Raw genomic sequence first — 16,531 nt, 5'->3', positions numbered from 1 at the left:
ATGGGAAACTTCTTAGGGGAAATTGGTAAACGGGTAGGGGATCTTGTATCTCATCCAGTGAAAATCAGTAAAGACTTAGTTACCGATCCATCTAAGGGCTGGGACGAACTTACTGATTTGTATACTCATAATGAGCATAAAGATCAGGATCTATTTCAAAAAGGTTTTGGGATAAAAGGTTGGGTAGGTGATCACCCCCAAGAAACAGCAGCGGCTGTAGTGGCTTCTATATTTGGAGGATGGGCGGCAGCCGGTGCTTATGGTGGGGCTGCTGGAACGGCGGCAGGTGGTGCAGCATCAACGGGAGCCGGTACTGGTAGTGCTGCTGGGGTAGGTTCAGCAGGATCAGGTATGACGGGTTTTGGTGCTGGCGTATCTGCTACGCCATTCTCAGGTGCAGCGGGAGCGAGTGGTATCGGTGCAGGTTCAGTATCTGCAACTCCCTTTTCTGCTGCTGGTAGTTCATTGGCTTATGCACCTTCTTCCAGCTCAGTACTGGCAGGTACAGGTTCACAGGGTATCGCCGGAGGTGCAGGTACATCAGCACTCAGCTATGCACCTACTCAAAGTACCGTACTTGGTGGTGCAGGTTCTGGTATTGCTCCAGATTTTAGTGCTGGTCTTGGTTCATCTGGTAGTTCTGGTATTAACCCGCAGCTTATCCAGCAAGGGATAAGCAGACTTCAGCAAAGCCAAAACCAGAACCAGCAACAACAAGCACCTCAAATAACATTACATACAAAGAGTGGCAGTTTTAATTATCAGCCACCTACCAGTACTGCATATTCTCAGGCACAACAATTACTAAACCAGGCCTTGGGAACAAATCAGTACAGTACTAACCCATTTCGGAGATAATAAAATATGGCTTCATTATTTGATAATTGGCTACGTCAAAATCCTGAAAGTACTCCAGAGGATAAACAACAAGCACTAAGCGTATTTAACAATATTGGTAACTCAGTTAATAATGATTACGATTTAAATGCACAAAGTGTTTTACCTCAAACTACTTCAACGGATGAACAGCCTCAAAGTACTAATAGTTCTGGCGGTTTTCTGGATAATCTTGCAAACCTATTCAGCAATCCAGCGTTCTTACAATCTGCATCAGCATTTGGTAGTTCACTTGCCGGTGATCAGGGTGGTTTTGAGCGTGGTTTGAATGCATACGCTCAGACGATGGATGAGCGTAGACAGGAGATCAGCAGAACTCAGCAGCAGAAGCTGGCAAGACAACAGCAGCTTGAAGACAGACAAGCAGAACAGGCATGGAATGATAAGGCTGCATACCGTGATTCTCTGTATCGCCAGTACACACCAGACAGCGTACAGCAGTATCAAAGTACTGGTGATGCTTCAGTACTCAAACAACAAGAGCTAACTCCGTGGCAGCAGGCACAGGTACAGTTAGGTACTCAGCGTATTGATAACCAACGTTCTATAGCTGATCAACGAGTCACAGAACAAACTGCTGCACGTCTACAACGTCTGGCACAAGGTAACGTTACGCCTGACAGTACTGAATACGTACCTAAGAAAGACAGTACAGGTGTATGGCAAGTACCAAACTTCAACAGCAAAGGTCAGTTCACAGGTTACAAGCCAGCAGGCCCAGAAATGCAAAAGCAACTGGATGCCAAAGAAGTAAGTGGTTTACCAAGTGCATCAGAAACACAGATGAGCGGTGATATTAAAGAACTTCAGGATGCTATCAAAGCAGGCAATGTTGATACCTTTACCGGTCAGGTAGCAGGCCGCTCAGATACTGTAGCCGACTGGAACAGTTCATTACGTGGTTCTGATGCAGAACGTGAGGCATATAAAGCAGCACAACGTATAGACGGTAATATGTTAACTGGTGGTGTTGCTAATGCTAAAGCAATGGGAGCGTCGGGTATTAATACCAAAGCCGAAGCGGATATGTACTTTAAAGCTATGCCCCGTCTCGATAAAACTTCTCCTGAAGCATTACAGAACTCACTGGAAAAGATTCAGGCATATACAACACAGTTCAACGCAACTAAGCGTGGTCAACCTGTAAGTGCTGCACCTGCGAAATACAATTCTTCCAGTACTAATTTCGGTTCCAAGTACGGCTATTAATCATCCTGAAAAGGCGGTTAATAGCCGCCTAAAAATAATTTTAATAATAAGGTGAATATATGGCTAAGTCATGGTCAGAAATAAAAAACAGTCAGGATTTTCTAAACGAGACACCTGAAACACAACGTGCAATTGCGGAAGATTATTTTAATAAAGTAATTCGCCCACAGGTTGAACAGAATGGTGATGATGTAAGTACTGTCTACAATGATTTTACCGCAAATGCATTACCTACCTCTGATACTGCCAGTACTATCGATGCTCAGTTAGTTAATGCTCAAAATGCACTACATCAGGCCGCAGCGGATGGATCATTAGGTTCACCAACGGGTGCTGATAATCGTTCTCTACTTCAAAAATTTTCTGACAGAAATTCAGCAATTTTAGAAGGTGCTGGAAGCTTTGATTACGCAGGGCAGTACAAAGAACTAAAAAGTAAAAATCGTAATCCAGATGAAGAAGAACTGTTCCAGTCTCGTAAGAAGCAGATAGAAGAGTACTTACCGCAGGCTCAGGCATTGAAGGCTAAGAATCCTGAACAGTACCCAATGGATGAAGTTGATCTGGCGGGTAGTCTGGCAATGGGTAAGGATGCAAAAGATTTAGCTGAATACTCAACACTTGCAGCAACAATACCGGTTACAGGCGGCACATCCCTACTGGCACGCTTGGGTATCGGGGCTGCATTAACCGCTGGAAGTACGTTAGCAGGTCAGGCAGCAGATGCAGCGGCAAGTGATAAAACTGTTGGCGATGCTTTTAATGGCCGTGAACTGGCTACAAGTGCTGGATTTGGGGCAGCAGGTGGTGCAGCAGCACCTTATCTTGTGAAAGGCGTAACTGCATTAGGTTCTGGTATCGGTAACAAACTGGCTGATTTAGGGTTAGATATACCTGCACTTGGTATCACTAAAGATGCAGCCATGTTACGCAGATATGGCGATAAAACGAATCCAGATACAGTACAGAACATTACTCAAAGTAACATTGCAGATCCTACTGCACGTGCTGAAGCACAGAAGGCGTTTACTGCTGCAACTACTGATGATGCAGGTAACTCATTACTTGTACCTTCTCAGGTGTTCAACGATACAGGTAGTCGTTATATCAATGCTGAACGTAGGGCACTCAACAAAGATGATTCAATCTGGTCACAACGTAATGCGGCTACTGATACGGGCGATGCAATCAAAGGTGCAATAGATGATGTGAATGTCTCACCAGATACGCTTCAAAATGCAGGCGTTGCGTTAGGTAATGATTTTCATAAAGAGGCGTCAAAGCTCTATACAGCACGGGCGAATGAAGCACAGCAATTACTGGATCAAGCTAAGATTGGACAACTCAAGATGCCACGTACTAAGCAGGTAGCACAGTACCATCTTGATGAAAACGAACGCATGGGTGATGTGAATCTAAGTCCTGAAGTACGTAGAACTCTGGAGAACTTCAACAAAGCCGATCTACATAATATTCAAGACTTGGATAAGTGGAAGAGAACACTTACTAATAAAGCAGACATTGCATTTCGTCAGGGCGATTACACAAGCAGAGATGCTATACGTGAAGTACTATCAGGGTTGAAACAGGAAGCTGATGCAACTATTAGTAGTATTAACCCTACTGCCGGTAGCTTATATCGTGAAGCTGATGAGTTTTATGGTGATGGTGTAAATGCTATTGGTAAGAAATCAGTACTAAGTAAAATTGCCAATGACCCTAATGAACAGGCCGCTGAAAATAAACTCTTCAATCCAACTTCTGGTGAATTTAATACTAATAACGTAAAAGATTCTGTACTTGGTCGCATTGCAACTAATGATAGTCCAGCAGTAAGTAACAATGCGGTGAAATTAGGACAGGGCTTGAGTACTGCTGTACGTAATCGTGCAGTAGAAAAAGCTGAAACTTCTGGTCAAATAAATTTTGGTACTCTTGCCAAAGTACTACGTAACTCCGATGTACAAAGTAATGCCTCAGATGAACTCATTGCCGCTGGCAGTAAATTACCAAATGCACCTGTTCAGCAATCTATCAATAGTGCCCTGTCAGATGCTGCTGATATTACTAAGCTACGTGCAAAACCTAAAGATCCTGGCAACACTTTTTGGTACGGCAACTTAGGCGGCGGTATCGGTTGGGCGTCAGGCGTACTCGGTGGAGTCCTACATGGCCCTGTCGGATATGTTGCTGGTCATCTTGCAGGAGCAGGAGCCAGAAAAGCGATCACTGAAGGCGTGGTAGACGGCTTACGAGGTACTAACCGCAAGGCGAGCCAGTACATTGACTGGTTAACTAAGCCAGATAACGCTGCAAAAGTACAAGAATCGTTAGCACTCAAAAGCTATCTGAAAAGTAGTAAGGGCAAGAACATGACTGATGTACTTGCTGAAAAAGAGATGCAACGGCTACAGGCACAACGTGTATCTCAAACTACAGCACCAGGTAGTAATGCAAGCCAGGCTGATATTGATACATACAACCAAGCGGTACAGTACTGGAATTCTCTCTCTCAGAAGGATATGGAAGCTCTTGCACGTAAGAACGTACCAATGATCCAGAGAGTGATAGATGGCAGTATGGAGGCAGCAGAGGCATTAGGACGTGGAGCAAGTACTATCGATACTCAGTCTAAAAAACCTGTAAGCCAGCCTCAATCAGTATCTGAACCTGTTCAAGTACCTCAGCCTGTAGAAGTACCGCAAGCTGAAGCACAGAAAAGTACTGCACCAGAAATCAGCTTACGTAACGAGGCGTTGTATAACGGTATTGTTCATGCTGAAACTGGCGGGCTTAAAGATCCGTGGATACGTACAGGCCAACCGGATAGTACTGTAGGTGGTACAAGTACTGCCTATGGCCCAGCTCAGATTACCGGTAGTTTGATGCAGGATATGGTTTCCCGTTACCCGCAGTACTTCACCAGTGAAGAACTTGAGTACGCTAATAACTTTATCGATCAAGCTAAAGTAATGGCTGCACGTCCTGATGATCCTACTTTTGGGTACGGTAAGAAAGGCGTTATGGGTAGTACGCCACCGTTCAGAAAAACATATAACTCAATTGCCAAAAAGATCATTGAAATCTTAGATTCAGAAAATGGCGGCGATTATAACAAACTTGTTCAAAGATGGAGGGGGTTAAATGATCCGGCATATAGTTCAAAGCTAAGTGATGGGGTTAATGCCTACCTTGATTCAGTGGATAACAATAATAAACTACAGGGGTAATGATTACCCCTTTAACCAGGGGGCAGGGATGCTACCAGATAAAGAAGTAATAACAGCAATAACAGTATACGGTTCATGTATCACTGATCAACTAACACATCAGGGCATTGCAGCAGCAATAACAAGTACTCAAATCTCTAACTTAGCTTTCTTAGGAGTAACATTAGGCGGATGGGTTACGATTATCCTCGCTATTGGTGCAGTACTCTTGTTCGTGATGAATTTGGTGAAGTTCATACAGTTCTCATATGGATGGTACAAGAAAATCAGAAAGTATTACAAAGATAAAAAAGAACAATAAACTCATTTCATTTGAGCCTCTTTTTAGCACTAATTCGTTAAATAATATCAGGAAAGGAAAATAACTTCCCTTCCTGATTTTTTAACTTAATGAGAGGTTTTTATGAAAAAGATTGTTATCGCACTTATTATCGTTATCGGTTCTGTCCTGTTCTTTGAACACAATAGTAAACAAGCAGAGCCGAAAGGAATTAGTTATATTCAATGTGTAGTAGTGGACGGAAAGATTCATGATTGTACTGATATAACTGACTTCAAGATATTAAAAACGGAGTCTATGGATGGATATAAAAAGCACAATTAAGGGAATAAGTGCAGGGGTAATACTTCTGTTTGGAACAAGTGTAGTAACCTTTGAAGGATTACCATCAATGAATCCTAACGGCAATTACTCGCCGTATAAAGATCCTGTTGGTATTACGACTCTTTGTTATGGCTATGTACCACAAATGACAGAAGCCATACAGAAAGAGTATACAAAGAAAGAATGTGATGTACTGCTTGATAAGACACTTTATAAGTACATAGTAGTACTGAACAACTTGCCAGTAATGCCAGTTTCAACAACTGTAGGTTTTCTGGATTTTGCATATAACGCAGGTATAAACGCAGCGAATAGCAGTACAGTAAAAAAGCGGCTTGCAGAAGGTAACTATGCACAAGCAAGTAAGGCAGTACTGCAATGGCGTTACGTCTCTCAGAAGAAGCCTGATTACTCTAAAGGCCGTTGGGAACACAGAAATGGTAAGTACTATTATGATTGCTCTCAGTATCTTCACGGTAAGCCTAACAAGCTGTGCTACGGGCTGTACACAAGACGTTTAATGGAGAGTGAGCTACTTGCCGGTACTATGACGGATAAAGAAGAGATTCAGAGCTATATACACAAATTCGGGAAGTAGAAGAGGGGATACCATAAGGTATCCCTTTTTTTATACAATTGTCTTTAATAATGCAATGCTACCAATTATAAAGAAGATGATGCCCACAAGGAGGAATGCTTTCAGTATTGAGCTGTTATTTAATAAGGGTTTTTTGAAGCCAGATTCTTCTGGAGATTGTCTATTGTCAATGACTAAAGTCATCGTAGATATAGTTGTTGATGACTGTGACATTATAAGTTGTGTGTTCTTATCTTCACTCTGAGTTAACCATGCAATAAATTCAGAAAAACCCATTAATGTAACCACTATGATAATTGCACTTAACCAAGCGACCAAAATATCAACTGTTTTAAGAAGAATTACTGTGTTGGCGATTATTAAAATAAACCATATGCACTGTACTGCAAGATAAAAAGATTTATTCAGTGTTGCTATTGAATATCTTTTGGATTTATTATTATATAAGTGTGTACTGTATAATGAACCGCTAAAGAATGGCTCAAGGATGTTAACATGGAACTCCCAGTTTTTTTGCCAGTATTCTCCGCTTATTAAAATCTTTGAAGATATTATAGTGATAACGCTGCCAAATATGGCAATTGCATCCGTTCCGATAAGTAGTGAAGCCATTTTTTCAGGATCATCTTTGAGCCTATAAAGTGCCGTAACAGCTACGCCGCATATAGTAATTAGAGCAGCAACAAGTGTCCATATATACGTTGTTCTTTTCCAATAAAGATCTATTTCAAACTTTCTGATGTCATGTGCTTTTTCATAAGCTTCTTTAAGTTTTTCCATATCTCCATTAGTTAGATAGTCTTTACCTTCACATCTAAGTAGCTTTTTTATATATGAATTAACTGATGGATCCTTGAAGTAGGCTTGTGCTTCATCACTATCAAATCTGGAGTGAGGGCTTTCAGTATCATCTTTCTTAGGTGGAAACAATAAATCTAATAAATTCATGTCACTAATCCTTTGTAACCACAGAGGTAATTCCTAATCTTAGCTTCAAGAGAGGTGACAAATCTATAGAAATCTGTAAAATTATTAATGTGTTGTCCATACCCCAAAACTGGGAGAGTGTTCTGCAAACCGTATATGGGCAACACACTTTGTAATTCTCTCTCAATCATAATCGGAAAGGGACGTTAGATAGCTCGAATTTATCGAATGCGATTTTAATATCATGCTTCTTTATTTTTGTGTCTGTGTAATTGTTAGAATCGTCAATTAACTTTGATAGTATTTTTTTCTTGTCTTTGTCAATTTTCATACCAAAGTAAACGCCTGTAATCTGATTTCTATCAAATTTGTAGATTCCTGACTTTTTCTTTTTAATTACTCTAACTTCCTGCTCATATTCCCATGCTTTTGCTTTAACTAAGCATGAGTTAAGTCCTGTAATATGTGAGTCAGTAAGGCCATTATTATCAAATAGAGGTGGTCTATCATTCGAGTAAATTACATCCAATGGTACTAACGTTGCAAAGTCTTCACCAGGTTGAAGATTAAAGTACTCATTGAAAAGTTCTTCACTCTCTTCGAATGTAAATTCAATAACACAACCTTTATGGTCATCAGCATAATGTGCCCACATAGGTAATATAAAAGGTGATTTGCTAAAACAAGCCACTGAAAAATTCTTAGTATAAGTACGTCTAAATTCATCAGAACGTAAGTTTGATAGGTGAGTTGTCCTTTGCTTATGTCCTACTTTGTGTTTTTTGCGACCCTCACCATACAGTCCGTTGATTCTTTTTACAAACTTATTAAATCCTTCAATCGGTACGGTAGGGTGAAAATCCAGCGGATCATTAAAATCCATTGGGTTCGTAAATTTTAATGTACTTTCTCGTATTGTTAATTCGGTAATTGCTGCTGATCTATACTGATAAAATTTAATCATTTTAATTACATCCAAGTTATTATGATTTTTGATTTAGTTTATTATCTAATGCTAATAATCGAAGTTATCCATATCCTCAAACATCATACTATGTGTTTCGCGTACTGCATATGTACTCGTACCATGTTCCTGAACGATTCTGAACGCATCATCTATGTACATTGGCGTGTTTATTATAAATTCTACGTGATGTGAGAAAACGAAGACAATCCAGTAAAAACATGGGGTTGTGTAGCTTTCGAAAACCCCGTAACAGCCGTGTAGCTCAGTTTTGTAGCCGATGAAAACATCTCCTTTCTGACAATACACAATAGTTTTACCACTCATCTCAATGATAGCCATTTTACTTTCCCCCCAACAAAGTACTGTTCATTCGTACAGTATTGCTAAGTATATCTGCTTCAACAAGCAAAACTGCTAAAAACCGATAAAAATGATCAATATCAAGCACTTAATGATCAAGGGTAACAACTAAAAATGATCAATAATTGATCTCTTACCAAAAAAAGAGATAACAAGAATGATCAATAAAACCTTCTTTGCAGAACCAGTAATGAGTACTGACGGAAAGCTTTTAGGGGTAGAACTACTGACTAAGTTCCATCATGCAGATATGCCAGTACTTGATAGTAAGTACTACATACTGGCAATGCCGATAGAGCAGAAGCGGCAACTACTGATTCAGCAACTTACAGAGATTCAGATCGCCGCGTCTTGGTTCAGGGACTATGGTTTGTTTTGCTCTCTCAACGTTGATCGGCATCAAGCACGGTTATGTGCGTATGACCGTGAGTTAGTCGAATGGCTGGCAGGCTTGAATGATTTTGTGCGTATCGAGATTTCTGAAGATTTTGAAGGCTTAGAGTACGGTATCAATGAACCTCTACTGAAAAAGCTTATCGCCAACGGTAATGATCTATTTCTTGATGATTTAGGTGCAGGGCGGGCTAACCTGGCAGCACTCACGACAGGCTGCTATCACACAATCAAACTTGATAAAGCCTTCTATCGCCATGAAGTACAGAAGCCAACATTCATTACTCTGATCAAGAACATCAAGTGTTACTGTGATCGCATCATCATCGAAGGTGTAGAACAGAAGGGTGAGTTAGTGATTTTGAAAGAGGCTGATGTATGGGGAGTTCAAGGTTATCTGTATCGCTCAATGCCATTATCAAAAGTTGCATCTTTACTTTAACTACTATAAGAGGTAGTTGAAATCTTTTTAAATAAATGGATGATAGCGTTGATTTCGTAAAAGTAACTGGTTTGTCATAGTAAGCTTACCCACTAAAATTTTATATAAAACCTTAGAGTGGAGTTGAAGAAAATGAAAGAACTCAATTTTAATACATGGATTGATGATAACTTATCAAAGTTTGAACTTTTGGGTAAACACATAGCTTTTATTATAGAAAATCTACTACAGCAAAATAAAATAGAATACTTGTCCATAAGTTATAGAACTAAAAGCAAAGAAGGTATTCTTGAAAAGGTAAGCAGAAAAAACTACAAAAATCCTATTGAAGAGTTAACTGATATTTCAGGTGTACGTGTTATCTTATATCTTGAATCTGATATTGCAAAAGTCAGTGACATTATAAGATCAACTTTTAATATTGATTCTAATAATAGCATGGATAATGAAGGTAGACTTTCATCTGATAAAGTAGGGTATAGGTCAGTTCATTATGTGTGTGATATTGGAGAAAAAAGAAATACTTTGAGGGAGTATGAGTATATTTCGGGGTTAAGCTGCGAAATTCAAGTTAGAACCATGTTGCAACACGCTTGGGCAGAATTAACTCATGATCGAAATTATAAGCTTGGGGCAAATTTGCCATTACAAATACAACGTAAAATAAACTTGTTTTCTGGTATGCTTGAAATAGCGGATGAGGGCTTTTCTGAGATAGTAAGTGCTATTGAAGAATATAAGGAATCAATTAAAAGCAATGATTTAAATCAACTATTCTCTCAAGAAATAAACTCAATAAATCTCCTAAAATTTGTTCAAGATATCGCAGAAAAAATAGGTTTAGAGTTAAAGCCAGTAAGGGATTGGGGAGGCTCAACAACTAAAGAAGTCATTGATGAGTTAAAGTTCTCAGGTCTTAATGATTTCAAATTGTTAGCCGAAGCTATTCCTGATAATTATGTCGAGGTGTGTAAGGAATACTCTCCAGAGAATAACATCTATGGTTTTCTTCGTGATATAATGCTTATTAGTAACTTCGAAGGTCTGAGTGAAAAAGAATCGATGAATTGGGCCTTGGTTGGTGACGAGGAAGATGAAGAGGCTGAAAAATATAGAGATTTTTACTCTCATTTCATGTCAGAAGATGAAGCCGCAAAATTAGTTCGGACTTTTGCGGCGAACAATCAATAAAACTCTGCCCAAGTAAAAGGCCACCTAATCAGTGGCTTTTATGTTTTAGAGTACTAACTGTTCTGGACGGCAATCATAAAGCTTTGCAAGCCGTTCACGTGTCTTCTTCTGCGGCTTACTCTCTATACGTTCCAATTGAGAGATAGCACTCTGAGTAGTACCTAATTTTTCCGCTACATCGTACTGACTCAAACCACGATGGATACGCCAGGCGGCCTGAAGGCTCACTTCCTGATCAATCATGATTCCTACCACTTCATGGGGTACGGTTTCGTCATCATCTTCAGAAGCTTCAATAGGTATACTCTCCCATTCGCCATCAGCATTTGAGAGAAGCTTTTCGTATTCTGCTACAGGAAGTACCACAAACTGTGGTTTTCCTGCTTCATCGTATATGTACTGTTTTGACATAATTTATCCGGGTATCTATGAGTCGCGGCAAATGTCATAGGTGCGTAATGAAGCGGGGGAAACCCCCGCTTAGTTAGTAAGTACTCGATGTTCTTCGTGCCACTTCCTTGATTTTAAGTACTACCGGTTCACCGTATATTAATTCAAAAAGTACTCTGTAGTCTCCAACACGTAACCTGTACTGGTTGTCGCTTGCCTGAAGTTTCTTAATGTCTAAGGTCACTAAGGGGAAAGCAACTAACTCGCCAACTTTCTGATAAATAGTGTTCTGGTAGCGTCTGTCGATCTTGAGAAGCTGCTTAGAAGCACGCTTAGACCAGATCACTTTAACCACTACGCACCTCATTTTTAAAGAACATATCCCGCTTGGGATGATTAGATAGTATGATCAATATCTAATCATTGCAAGATCATTTTATCTAATCATCTAATGTAATTTTCTTACGCGATTTAAAGGTGTACATACAGAAAGGTTGGTAAAGAACTGCATTATGTCTTATGGTTGATTACTAACCAGTAGGTACTTTAATTACTTGATTGACATAGGGTTTAACAGGTAAGTATGATGTGTTCACAAATTACTTTCGGCAACCCGAAATTCCCGGTGGATATTCGCGCCATCGCGGAAGCCGCCGCGCACTACGATGTGGCGCTGGAGATCAACAACTCGTCGTTTACCCATTCGCGTCCTGGCAGTGAACCTAACTGCCGCGCGATTGCGGAAGCGGTGCGTGACGCCGGTGGCCGGCTGGCGTTCGGCTCCGATTCGCACACTGCCTTTACGCTTGGCCATTTCGAACACTGCCTGCGTATCACGCGCGAAGTGGATTTTCCGCAGGATCGCGTGTTAAATGTCACGCCGCGTCGCCTGCTCGACTTCCTCGAACAGCGCACCGGCAAACACATTGCGGAATTTGCCGACTTTTAACTTTTTTGCCTCAAGGAATTCTGTTGCATGAATGAGTTTTCCATTCTCTGCCGCGTCATCGGCTCGCTGTTTAATCGCCAGCCGCAGGACCCGCTGCTGGTGCCGCTGTTCACCCTGCTGCGTGAAGGCAAACTGAAAGATCAGTGGCCGCTGGAGCAGGATGAACTGCTGACCCGGCTGCAGCAGAATAGCGATCCGCAGGCGCTGGCGGCGGATTACAACGCGCTGTTCGTCGGCAGCGACTGCAGCGTACCGCCGTACGCCTCACAGTGGCCGAACGGACCGCAGGAAGCCGAGGTGCGGGCGTTTTTAACCTCACGCGGTATGCCACTGAGCGAGTCGCCGGCCGATCACTTTGGCGTGCTGCTGCTGGCGGCCTCTTGGCTGGAAGATCAGTCTGCGGAAGATGAGGCGGCGGCCCAGCTGGCGCTGTTCGATGACTATCTGCTGCCGTGGTGCGGCGCCTTCCTCGGTAAAGTGGAAGCCCACGCCACCACCGCGTTTTATCGCACGCTGGCGGCGCTGAGCCGTGAGGCGATTCAGGCGATGTATGACGAACTGCGTGAAGAGGGCGACGACGCCTGAGTCGTCACCAGCAGGGATGGCTGCTGCCGGGCAGCTGCGCCGGTGCCGCGCACAGCATCGGCGTACCGGGCAGGTAAGCCGCGGCGCGCAGGCGCTCGCCAATCCCCCAGTGATTGATCTCCAGCGCGCTCAGCGCATCGTGCGGCTGCGGCGTAATGCCGCGCTGTTCGCCTTGGGGTGCCGCGCCGTGCTGCTGAAGCAGCAGCGCGGTTCGCGCCAGCGACAAACGCGCCTGCCAGCCGGTGCCGTTAACGCGGCGCTGGCGTAATCCTTCCAGCACTGCGGCCGCCATCATATAGCCGGTGGCGTGATCCAGCGCCTGCACCGGCAGCGGCGTCGGTTTAACGCCTGCCTGCCAGCGCATGCCCTGTTCGGCGATGCCGCAGGCCATCTGCACCAGGCTGTCAAAACCGCGCCGGTTGCGCCACGGCCCGTGCCAGCCCCACGCGTTGAGGCTGACATCCACCAGCCCCGGCGCCAGCCGCTGACGGCTCTCCGCATCCAGCCCCAGCTTTTCCAGTGCGTCCGCGCGGTAGCCGTGCACCAGCACATCCGCATGCTGTAGCAGCGTAATCAGCCGATCGCGCCCGGCGCGGGTTTTGATATCCAGCTGCGCGCAGCGTTTGCCGCAGTTGATCTCCTCTTCCAGCGTCGGTTCACGCCAGCCGGGCGGATCGATGCGCAGCACCTGCGCGCCGAGGCTGGCCAGAAAGCGGGTCGCTACCGGTCCGGCAATGATGCGCGTCAGATCCAGCACCCGCACGCCCAGCAGCGGTCGCGCCGGCAGCAGCGCCCAGCCCGGCGTGGGCGCTTCGCCGGTTGCCCGTTGGGCAATCAGCGCTTCTTCGCTTGCCGCCAGCCCCTGCGCGTGCTGCTGCCACTGCTGTGCGCTGCGCATCCAGGCGGCACAGCCGCCGGCGTCGACCACGGCCTGCTCCAGCGCGTGTCCCTGCCAGCGTGCCACCACCGCCGCCAGCGATGACCGATCGGCGTGCTCGCCCAGCACGCTTGCCATGGCGGCGCGATGATGCGGTGCGTTGGTGTGCAGGCGGATCCAGCCATCCTCGCACGGATAGTCACCGGCCAGCGCGTCCCACTTGTCGGCTGGCGGACGGTTTAGCGGCGTCAGGCTGTGCTGAAACCAGCGCGAGGCCAGCCGGACGTTGACGCTGACCGGGGCCGGACGCTCCAGCAGATCGCTCAGCGCCTGGCTGGCGAGGCCGATGCTGGTGGCGGCGAGTTCGCTAACGGCAAAAGCCGAGGGGAAGCTGTCGGTCTGAAGAAAGTGGATCGTCGGCGCGTGTTCCGCACCCCGCAATCCCTGCCACAGTTGCTGCCACAATGCGGCAGCGCGTTGAGAATCCATGCTAAACCTCCGGAAAACACGCGAGCTTCAAGCATAGCAGAGTGGATTAGCGGCGGCGCAGACGCGGAAAGCGGGCATGCATGCGCAGGTTACGCAGGTTAATCACCGCAATCGTCGTCCCCAGCACCACCAGCGACGCACCCAGAATTTTGAAGCTGTTCATGCTGTCGCCCAGCACCAGCACGCCCATCAGTACCGCCAGCACCGGCGTCAGCAGCGAGTAGGGCATGATCAGGTTGACGTTATATTTTTTCAGCAGTGCATACCACAGCGTGTAGGCGACAATCGACGAGGCGAGGGCGCTGTACAGGATGCCAAACCAGCCGCGCCAGCCGGCGTGGCTCAGCGCGGTAAACTGCTGCGATTCAGTCAGCCACGAGGCCGCGCCGACAATCGGCACCGCAAGGAAGGAGATCCAGCCGGTCAGCGTCAGCGGTTTAATCGGCGGCGACTTTTTCACAATCATGTTGCTCACCGCCCAGCCGGTGGCGCTGCACAGCAGAATACACAGCACCCACCACGCCGGAATTGTCGGGCTGCCGGAGAGCACCACCACCCCGGCCAGCGAGATGGCGATACCGCACAGCTGCACCAGCCGCAGTTTCTCCTTCAGCACCACCATCGCCAGCAACATGGCAATCGGCGTACCCAGCTGGACCACAATGGCGCCGGTGCCGGCATCGGTATAGCGCATGCCGACAAACAGCAGCGAAAAGTGCATGAAGCCAAAGGTAAACGCCAGCGTCAGCAGCCACGGCAGCTGGGCGCGCGTGATGCGGCAAAACGGCACCAGCACGATGGCCACCACGACAAAGCGCATCCAGGTGAGAAACAGCGGCGGAAGCTCCAGCAATCCCCATTTCACCGCCACGTTATTGAAGGCCCAGATGCAAACTACCATCAGAACCAGAAAAAAATGCCGCACCGCCACGCTGCTGTCCTTGGTTTGAGAAAGGTTGTCACCGTCTAATGATGGCACGAAGGCGATCGGTTAGCGCAGGCGGGCGGTGCTTTTTTTCGCGCTGGCATGAGCTTATGCCAGAAAAATACAGGACAAGGCGCAAAATTACTGTCAGAGTGGATGTCCGAAACACGATCATTTGAGGACCGTATTCGGCATGACACAGACCCGCACCTTACCCCTTGCTTTAATTCAACTCGAAACGCCGCCGCCGCAGGTGGTGGCAAAAATTGGTGAACAACCGCAGTGGTTTATTGAAGCCCTGGCGCTACAGCCGGATGATTATGTCATTGTGCGGCCGCATCTCGGGGAAGAGCTGCCGGCTTTCTCTGGCATCAGCGGCGCGGTTCTTAGCGGTTCGTGGGCGATGGTGACCGATCACGCCGACTGGAGCGAGCGCACCGCCGCCTGGATTCGTGCGGCCATTGACGCGCAACTGCCGCTGCTCGGCGTTTGCTATGGTCATCAGCTGATGGCCTATGCGCTGGGCGGTAAAGTGGGCGATAACCCGAACGGCTGGGAGCGCGGGCTGAAAACCCTGACGCGCACCCCGCACCGCGATCCGTGGCTGGCACAGTTGCCAGAGGCTTTCCCGGCGTGGTTGTCGCACCGGCAGTCGGTGCTGGTACCGCCGCCGCAGGCACAGGTGCTGGCGCGTTCAGCGCTGGATGGTTGCCAGATTCTGCGCTATTCGCCGCAGGCGCTGTCAGTGCAGTTCCATCCGGAGTTCGACCATAACATCATGACCGCCTGTCTGCCTTCCGGCGTCAGCGATGATGGCGCGCAGCTGTCAGGCGAAGACTGGGCGCGCGAGCTGCTGCAGCGTTTCTGGCAGCAAACGCGCCCGCAGGCGCAGGCTCAGGGCGCGTAATGCCGCGTGCAGCGATAAACCCAGGCGGGTGGCATATTTTTCAGCACCCGCTGGCGCTGCCAGGTGAAGTAGCGTGACAGGCTGGGCTGGGTCAGCGAGGTGTACTGAAACTGGACAAACACGCCGCGCGGTCCCAGTCCTTCATGTACCGCGCTGAGAATGGCGTCGCGTGTTGCGGGCGGCAGCGACAGCAGCGGCAGGCCGGAAAAAATCACGTCGTACTCCCCGGACAGATACTCTGCGGAGCAGGCGCGCACCTGCATGCGCGCATCGTTCCAGCGGCGTAACCCTTTTACCAGTTCGGGACTGATTTCAAACACATCCAGCTGCGCCTGCGGTGCCATATGTGCCAGCAGATGACGGGTCAGCACGCCGTCGCCGGCGCCCAGCTCGGCAATGCGCAGGCTGTGCTCCCAGTTGACCGTTTCACACATGGCGCGACACAGGGCAGCTGAAGAGGGCGTGATGCTGCCCATTTTGCGCGGATTGCGGATAAATTGCTGAACGAAGTTCGCTTTGGCGCGCATTACCATCAGGGCTGAAGCCAGCATCTTGTTCTCCTGTTCACGGGTCTGCTTCATATTGACCGCA

At 46.5% G+C, this 16,531-nt stretch carries 17 protein-coding genes and 1 pseudogene; 11 read left to right on the top strand and 7 right to left on the bottom strand.

The genetic code is table 11. The features are described 5' to 3' along the window. The 6 genes from C1N60_RS11890 (at position 1) to C1N60_RS11865 (ending at position 6,538) form a co-directional block, all read left to right on the top strand. Positions 1-858 (top strand): hypothetical protein, encoded by an 858-nt coding sequence (locus tag C1N60_RS11890; RefSeq protein WP_394520887.1) that lies wholly within the window; start codon positions 1-3, stop codon positions 856-858. Between the two features lie 6 nt (positions 859-864). Beyond that, a complete protein-coding gene (locus C1N60_RS11885; RefSeq protein ID WP_394520886.1) occupies positions 865-2,106 on the top strand; it encodes a hypothetical protein in 1,242 nt (413 codons plus the stop codon). A gap of 59 nt (positions 2,107-2,165) precedes the next feature. Beyond that, positions 2,166-5,336 carry a hypothetical protein gene (locus C1N60_RS11880; protein ID WP_394520885.1) on the top strand — a complete coding sequence of 1,057 codons (3,171 nt, stop codon included), beginning with the start codon at positions 2,166-2,168 and terminating at the stop codon, positions 5,334-5,336. Between the two features lie 28 nt (positions 5,337-5,364). Next, complete coding sequence (locus C1N60_RS11875; RefSeq protein WP_394520884.1) at positions 5,365-5,637, top strand: hypothetical protein; 273 nt, start codon at positions 5,365-5,367, stop codon at positions 5,635-5,637. Between the two features lie 102 nt (positions 5,638-5,739). Beyond that, positions 5,740-5,940 carry a hypothetical protein gene (locus C1N60_RS11870; RefSeq protein ID WP_394520883.1) on the top strand — a complete coding sequence of 67 codons (201 nt, stop codon included), beginning with the start codon at positions 5,740-5,742 and terminating at the stop codon, positions 5,938-5,940. Continuing rightward, the gene (locus tag C1N60_RS11865; protein WP_394520882.1) at positions 5,918-6,538 is read left to right on the top strand and encodes a glycoside hydrolase family protein; all 621 of its coding nucleotides are present in this window, start codon (positions 5,918-5,920) and stop codon (positions 6,536-6,538) included. The genes C1N60_RS11870 and C1N60_RS11865 overlap by 23 nt, the downstream gene beginning before the upstream one ends. 30 nt (positions 6,539-6,568) lie before the next feature. On the opposite strand, the gene C1N60_RS11860 is transcribed toward C1N60_RS11865, so the two are convergent. Together C1N60_RS11860 and C1N60_RS11855 are read right to left on the bottom strand one after the other, a co-directional pair. Beyond that, positions 6,569-7,486: a RipA family octameric membrane protein gene (locus tag C1N60_RS11860; RefSeq protein ID WP_394520881.1), complete on the bottom strand. Its 918-nt coding sequence runs from the start codon at positions 7,484-7,486 to the stop codon at positions 6,569-6,571. Between the two features lie 166 nt (positions 7,487-7,652). Further along, entirely contained in the window at positions 7,653-8,429 is a 777-nt protein-coding gene (locus C1N60_RS11855) for a DUF2971 domain-containing protein (RefSeq protein ID WP_394520880.1), read from the bottom strand. Between the two features lie 520 nt (positions 8,430-8,949). Between C1N60_RS11855 and C1N60_RS11850 the strand changes: the two genes are divergently transcribed. Together C1N60_RS11850 and C1N60_RS11845 are read left to right on the top strand one after the other, a co-directional pair. After that, a complete protein-coding gene (locus tag C1N60_RS11850; RefSeq protein ID WP_394520879.1) occupies positions 8,950-9,627 on the top strand; it encodes an EAL domain-containing protein in 678 nt (225 codons plus the stop codon). 132 nt (positions 9,628-9,759) lie between these two features. Further along, a complete protein-coding gene (locus C1N60_RS11845) occupies positions 9,760-10,818 on the top strand; it encodes a GTP pyrophosphokinase (protein ID WP_394520878.1) in 1,059 nt (352 codons plus the stop codon). A gap of 45 nt (positions 10,819-10,863) precedes the next feature. On the opposite strand, the gene C1N60_RS11840 is transcribed toward C1N60_RS11845, so the two are convergent. Together C1N60_RS11840 and C1N60_RS11835 are read right to left on the bottom strand one after the other, a co-directional pair. Beyond that, the gene (locus C1N60_RS11840) at positions 10,864-11,229 is read right to left on the bottom strand and encodes a helix-turn-helix domain-containing protein (RefSeq protein WP_394520877.1); all 366 of its coding nucleotides are present in this window, start codon (positions 11,227-11,229) and stop codon (positions 10,864-10,866) included. 73 nt (positions 11,230-11,302) lie between these two features. Continuing rightward, positions 11,303-11,563, bottom strand: a complete 261-nt coding sequence (locus C1N60_RS11835; protein WP_394520876.1) for a type II toxin-antitoxin system RelE family toxin — start codon at positions 11,561-11,563, stop codon at positions 11,303-11,305. A gap of 252 nt (positions 11,564-11,815) precedes the next feature. Between C1N60_RS11835 and C1N60_RS11830 the strand changes: the two are divergent. Together C1N60_RS11830 and C1N60_RS11825 are read left to right on the top strand one after the other, a co-directional pair. Continuing rightward, positions 11,816-12,157, top strand: a pseudogene (locus C1N60_RS11830) (phosphatase); the annotation flags it as partial. A 27-nt stretch (positions 12,158-12,184) separates the two neighbouring features. Next, on the top strand, positions 12,185-12,742 hold the full coding sequence (locus tag C1N60_RS11825) for a TorD/DmsD family molecular chaperone (RefSeq protein WP_021506350.1): 558 nt from the start codon (positions 12,185-12,187) through the stop codon (positions 12,740-12,742). A 4-nt stretch (positions 12,743-12,746) separates the two neighbouring features. On the opposite strand, the gene C1N60_RS11820 is transcribed toward C1N60_RS11825, so the two are convergent. Both C1N60_RS11820 and C1N60_RS11815 read right to left on the bottom strand, forming a co-directional pair. Continuing rightward, positions 12,747-14,108 (bottom strand): CoA transferase, encoded by a 1,362-nt coding sequence (locus C1N60_RS11820; protein WP_394520875.1) that lies wholly within the window; start codon positions 14,106-14,108, stop codon positions 12,747-12,749. A 46-nt stretch (positions 14,109-14,154) separates the two neighbouring features. Further along, positions 14,155-15,039 (bottom strand): DMT family transporter, encoded by an 885-nt coding sequence (locus tag C1N60_RS11815; RefSeq protein ID WP_136547911.1) that lies wholly within the window; start codon positions 15,037-15,039, stop codon positions 14,155-14,157. 187 nt (positions 15,040-15,226) lie between these two features. On the opposite strand from C1N60_RS11815, the gene C1N60_RS11810 reads away from it, so the two are divergent. Next, positions 15,227-15,940, top strand: a complete 714-nt coding sequence (locus C1N60_RS11810) for a glutamine amidotransferase (protein ID WP_394520874.1) — start codon at positions 15,227-15,229, stop codon at positions 15,938-15,940. On the opposite strand, the gene C1N60_RS11805 is transcribed toward C1N60_RS11810, so the two are convergent. Next, the gene (locus C1N60_RS11805; RefSeq protein WP_021506346.1) at positions 15,928-16,491 is read right to left on the bottom strand and encodes a class I SAM-dependent methyltransferase; all 564 of its coding nucleotides are present in this window, start codon (positions 16,489-16,491) and stop codon (positions 15,928-15,930) included. The two genes, C1N60_RS11810 and C1N60_RS11805, sit on opposite strands and share 13 nt — an antisense overlap. Between the last annotated feature and the right edge of the window lie 40 nt (positions 16,492-16,531).

Source organism: Pantoea sp. SGAir0184 (assembly GCF_043544755.1).
This window is presented reverse-complemented; position numbering and strand designations above follow the sequence as displayed.

Coding starts and splice junctions, on each gene's coding strand:
- C1N60_RS11845 (WP_394520878.1), top strand. CDS start 9,760: ATGAAAGAACTCAATTTTAATACATGGATTGATGATAACTTATCAAAG.
- C1N60_RS11875 (WP_394520884.1), top strand. CDS start 5,365: ATGCTACCAGATAAAGAAGTAATAACAGCAATAACAGTATACGGTTCA.
- C1N60_RS11855 (WP_394520880.1), bottom strand. CDS start 8,429: ATGATTAAATTTTATCAGTATAGATCAGCAGCAATTACCGAATTAACA.
- C1N60_RS11890 (WP_394520887.1), top strand. CDS start 1: ATGGGAAACTTCTTAGGGGAAATTGGTAAACGGGTAGGGGATCTTGTA.
- C1N60_RS11870 (WP_394520883.1), top strand. CDS start 5,740: ATGAAAAAGATTGTTATCGCACTTATTATCGTTATCGGTTCTGTCCTG.
- C1N60_RS11865 (WP_394520882.1), top strand. CDS start 5,918: ATGGATATAAAAAGCACAATTAAGGGAATAAGTGCAGGGGTAATACTT.
- C1N60_RS11885 (WP_394520886.1), top strand. CDS start 865: ATGGCTTCATTATTTGATAATTGGCTACGTCAAAATCCTGAAAGTACT.
- C1N60_RS11820 (WP_394520875.1), bottom strand. CDS start 14,108: ATGGATTCTCAACGCGCTGCCGCATTGTGGCAGCAACTGTGGCAGGGA.
- C1N60_RS11805 (WP_021506346.1), bottom strand. CDS start 16,491: ATGCTGGCTTCAGCCCTGATGGTAATGCGCGCCAAAGCGAACTTCGTT.
- C1N60_RS11825 (WP_021506350.1), top strand. CDS start 12,185: ATGAATGAGTTTTCCATTCTCTGCCGCGTCATCGGCTCGCTGTTTAAT.
- C1N60_RS11850 (WP_394520879.1), top strand. CDS start 8,950: ATGATCAATAAAACCTTCTTTGCAGAACCAGTAATGAGTACTGACGGA.
- C1N60_RS11810 (WP_394520874.1), top strand. CDS start 15,227: ATGACACAGACCCGCACCTTACCCCTTGCTTTAATTCAACTCGAAACG.
- C1N60_RS11880 (WP_394520885.1), top strand. CDS start 2,166: ATGGCTAAGTCATGGTCAGAAATAAAAAACAGTCAGGATTTTCTAAAC.
- C1N60_RS11840 (WP_394520877.1), bottom strand. CDS start 11,229: ATGTCAAAACAGTACATATACGATGAAGCAGGAAAACCACAGTTTGTG.
- C1N60_RS11860 (WP_394520881.1), bottom strand. CDS start 7,486: ATGAATTTATTAGATTTATTGTTTCCACCTAAGAAAGATGATACTGAA.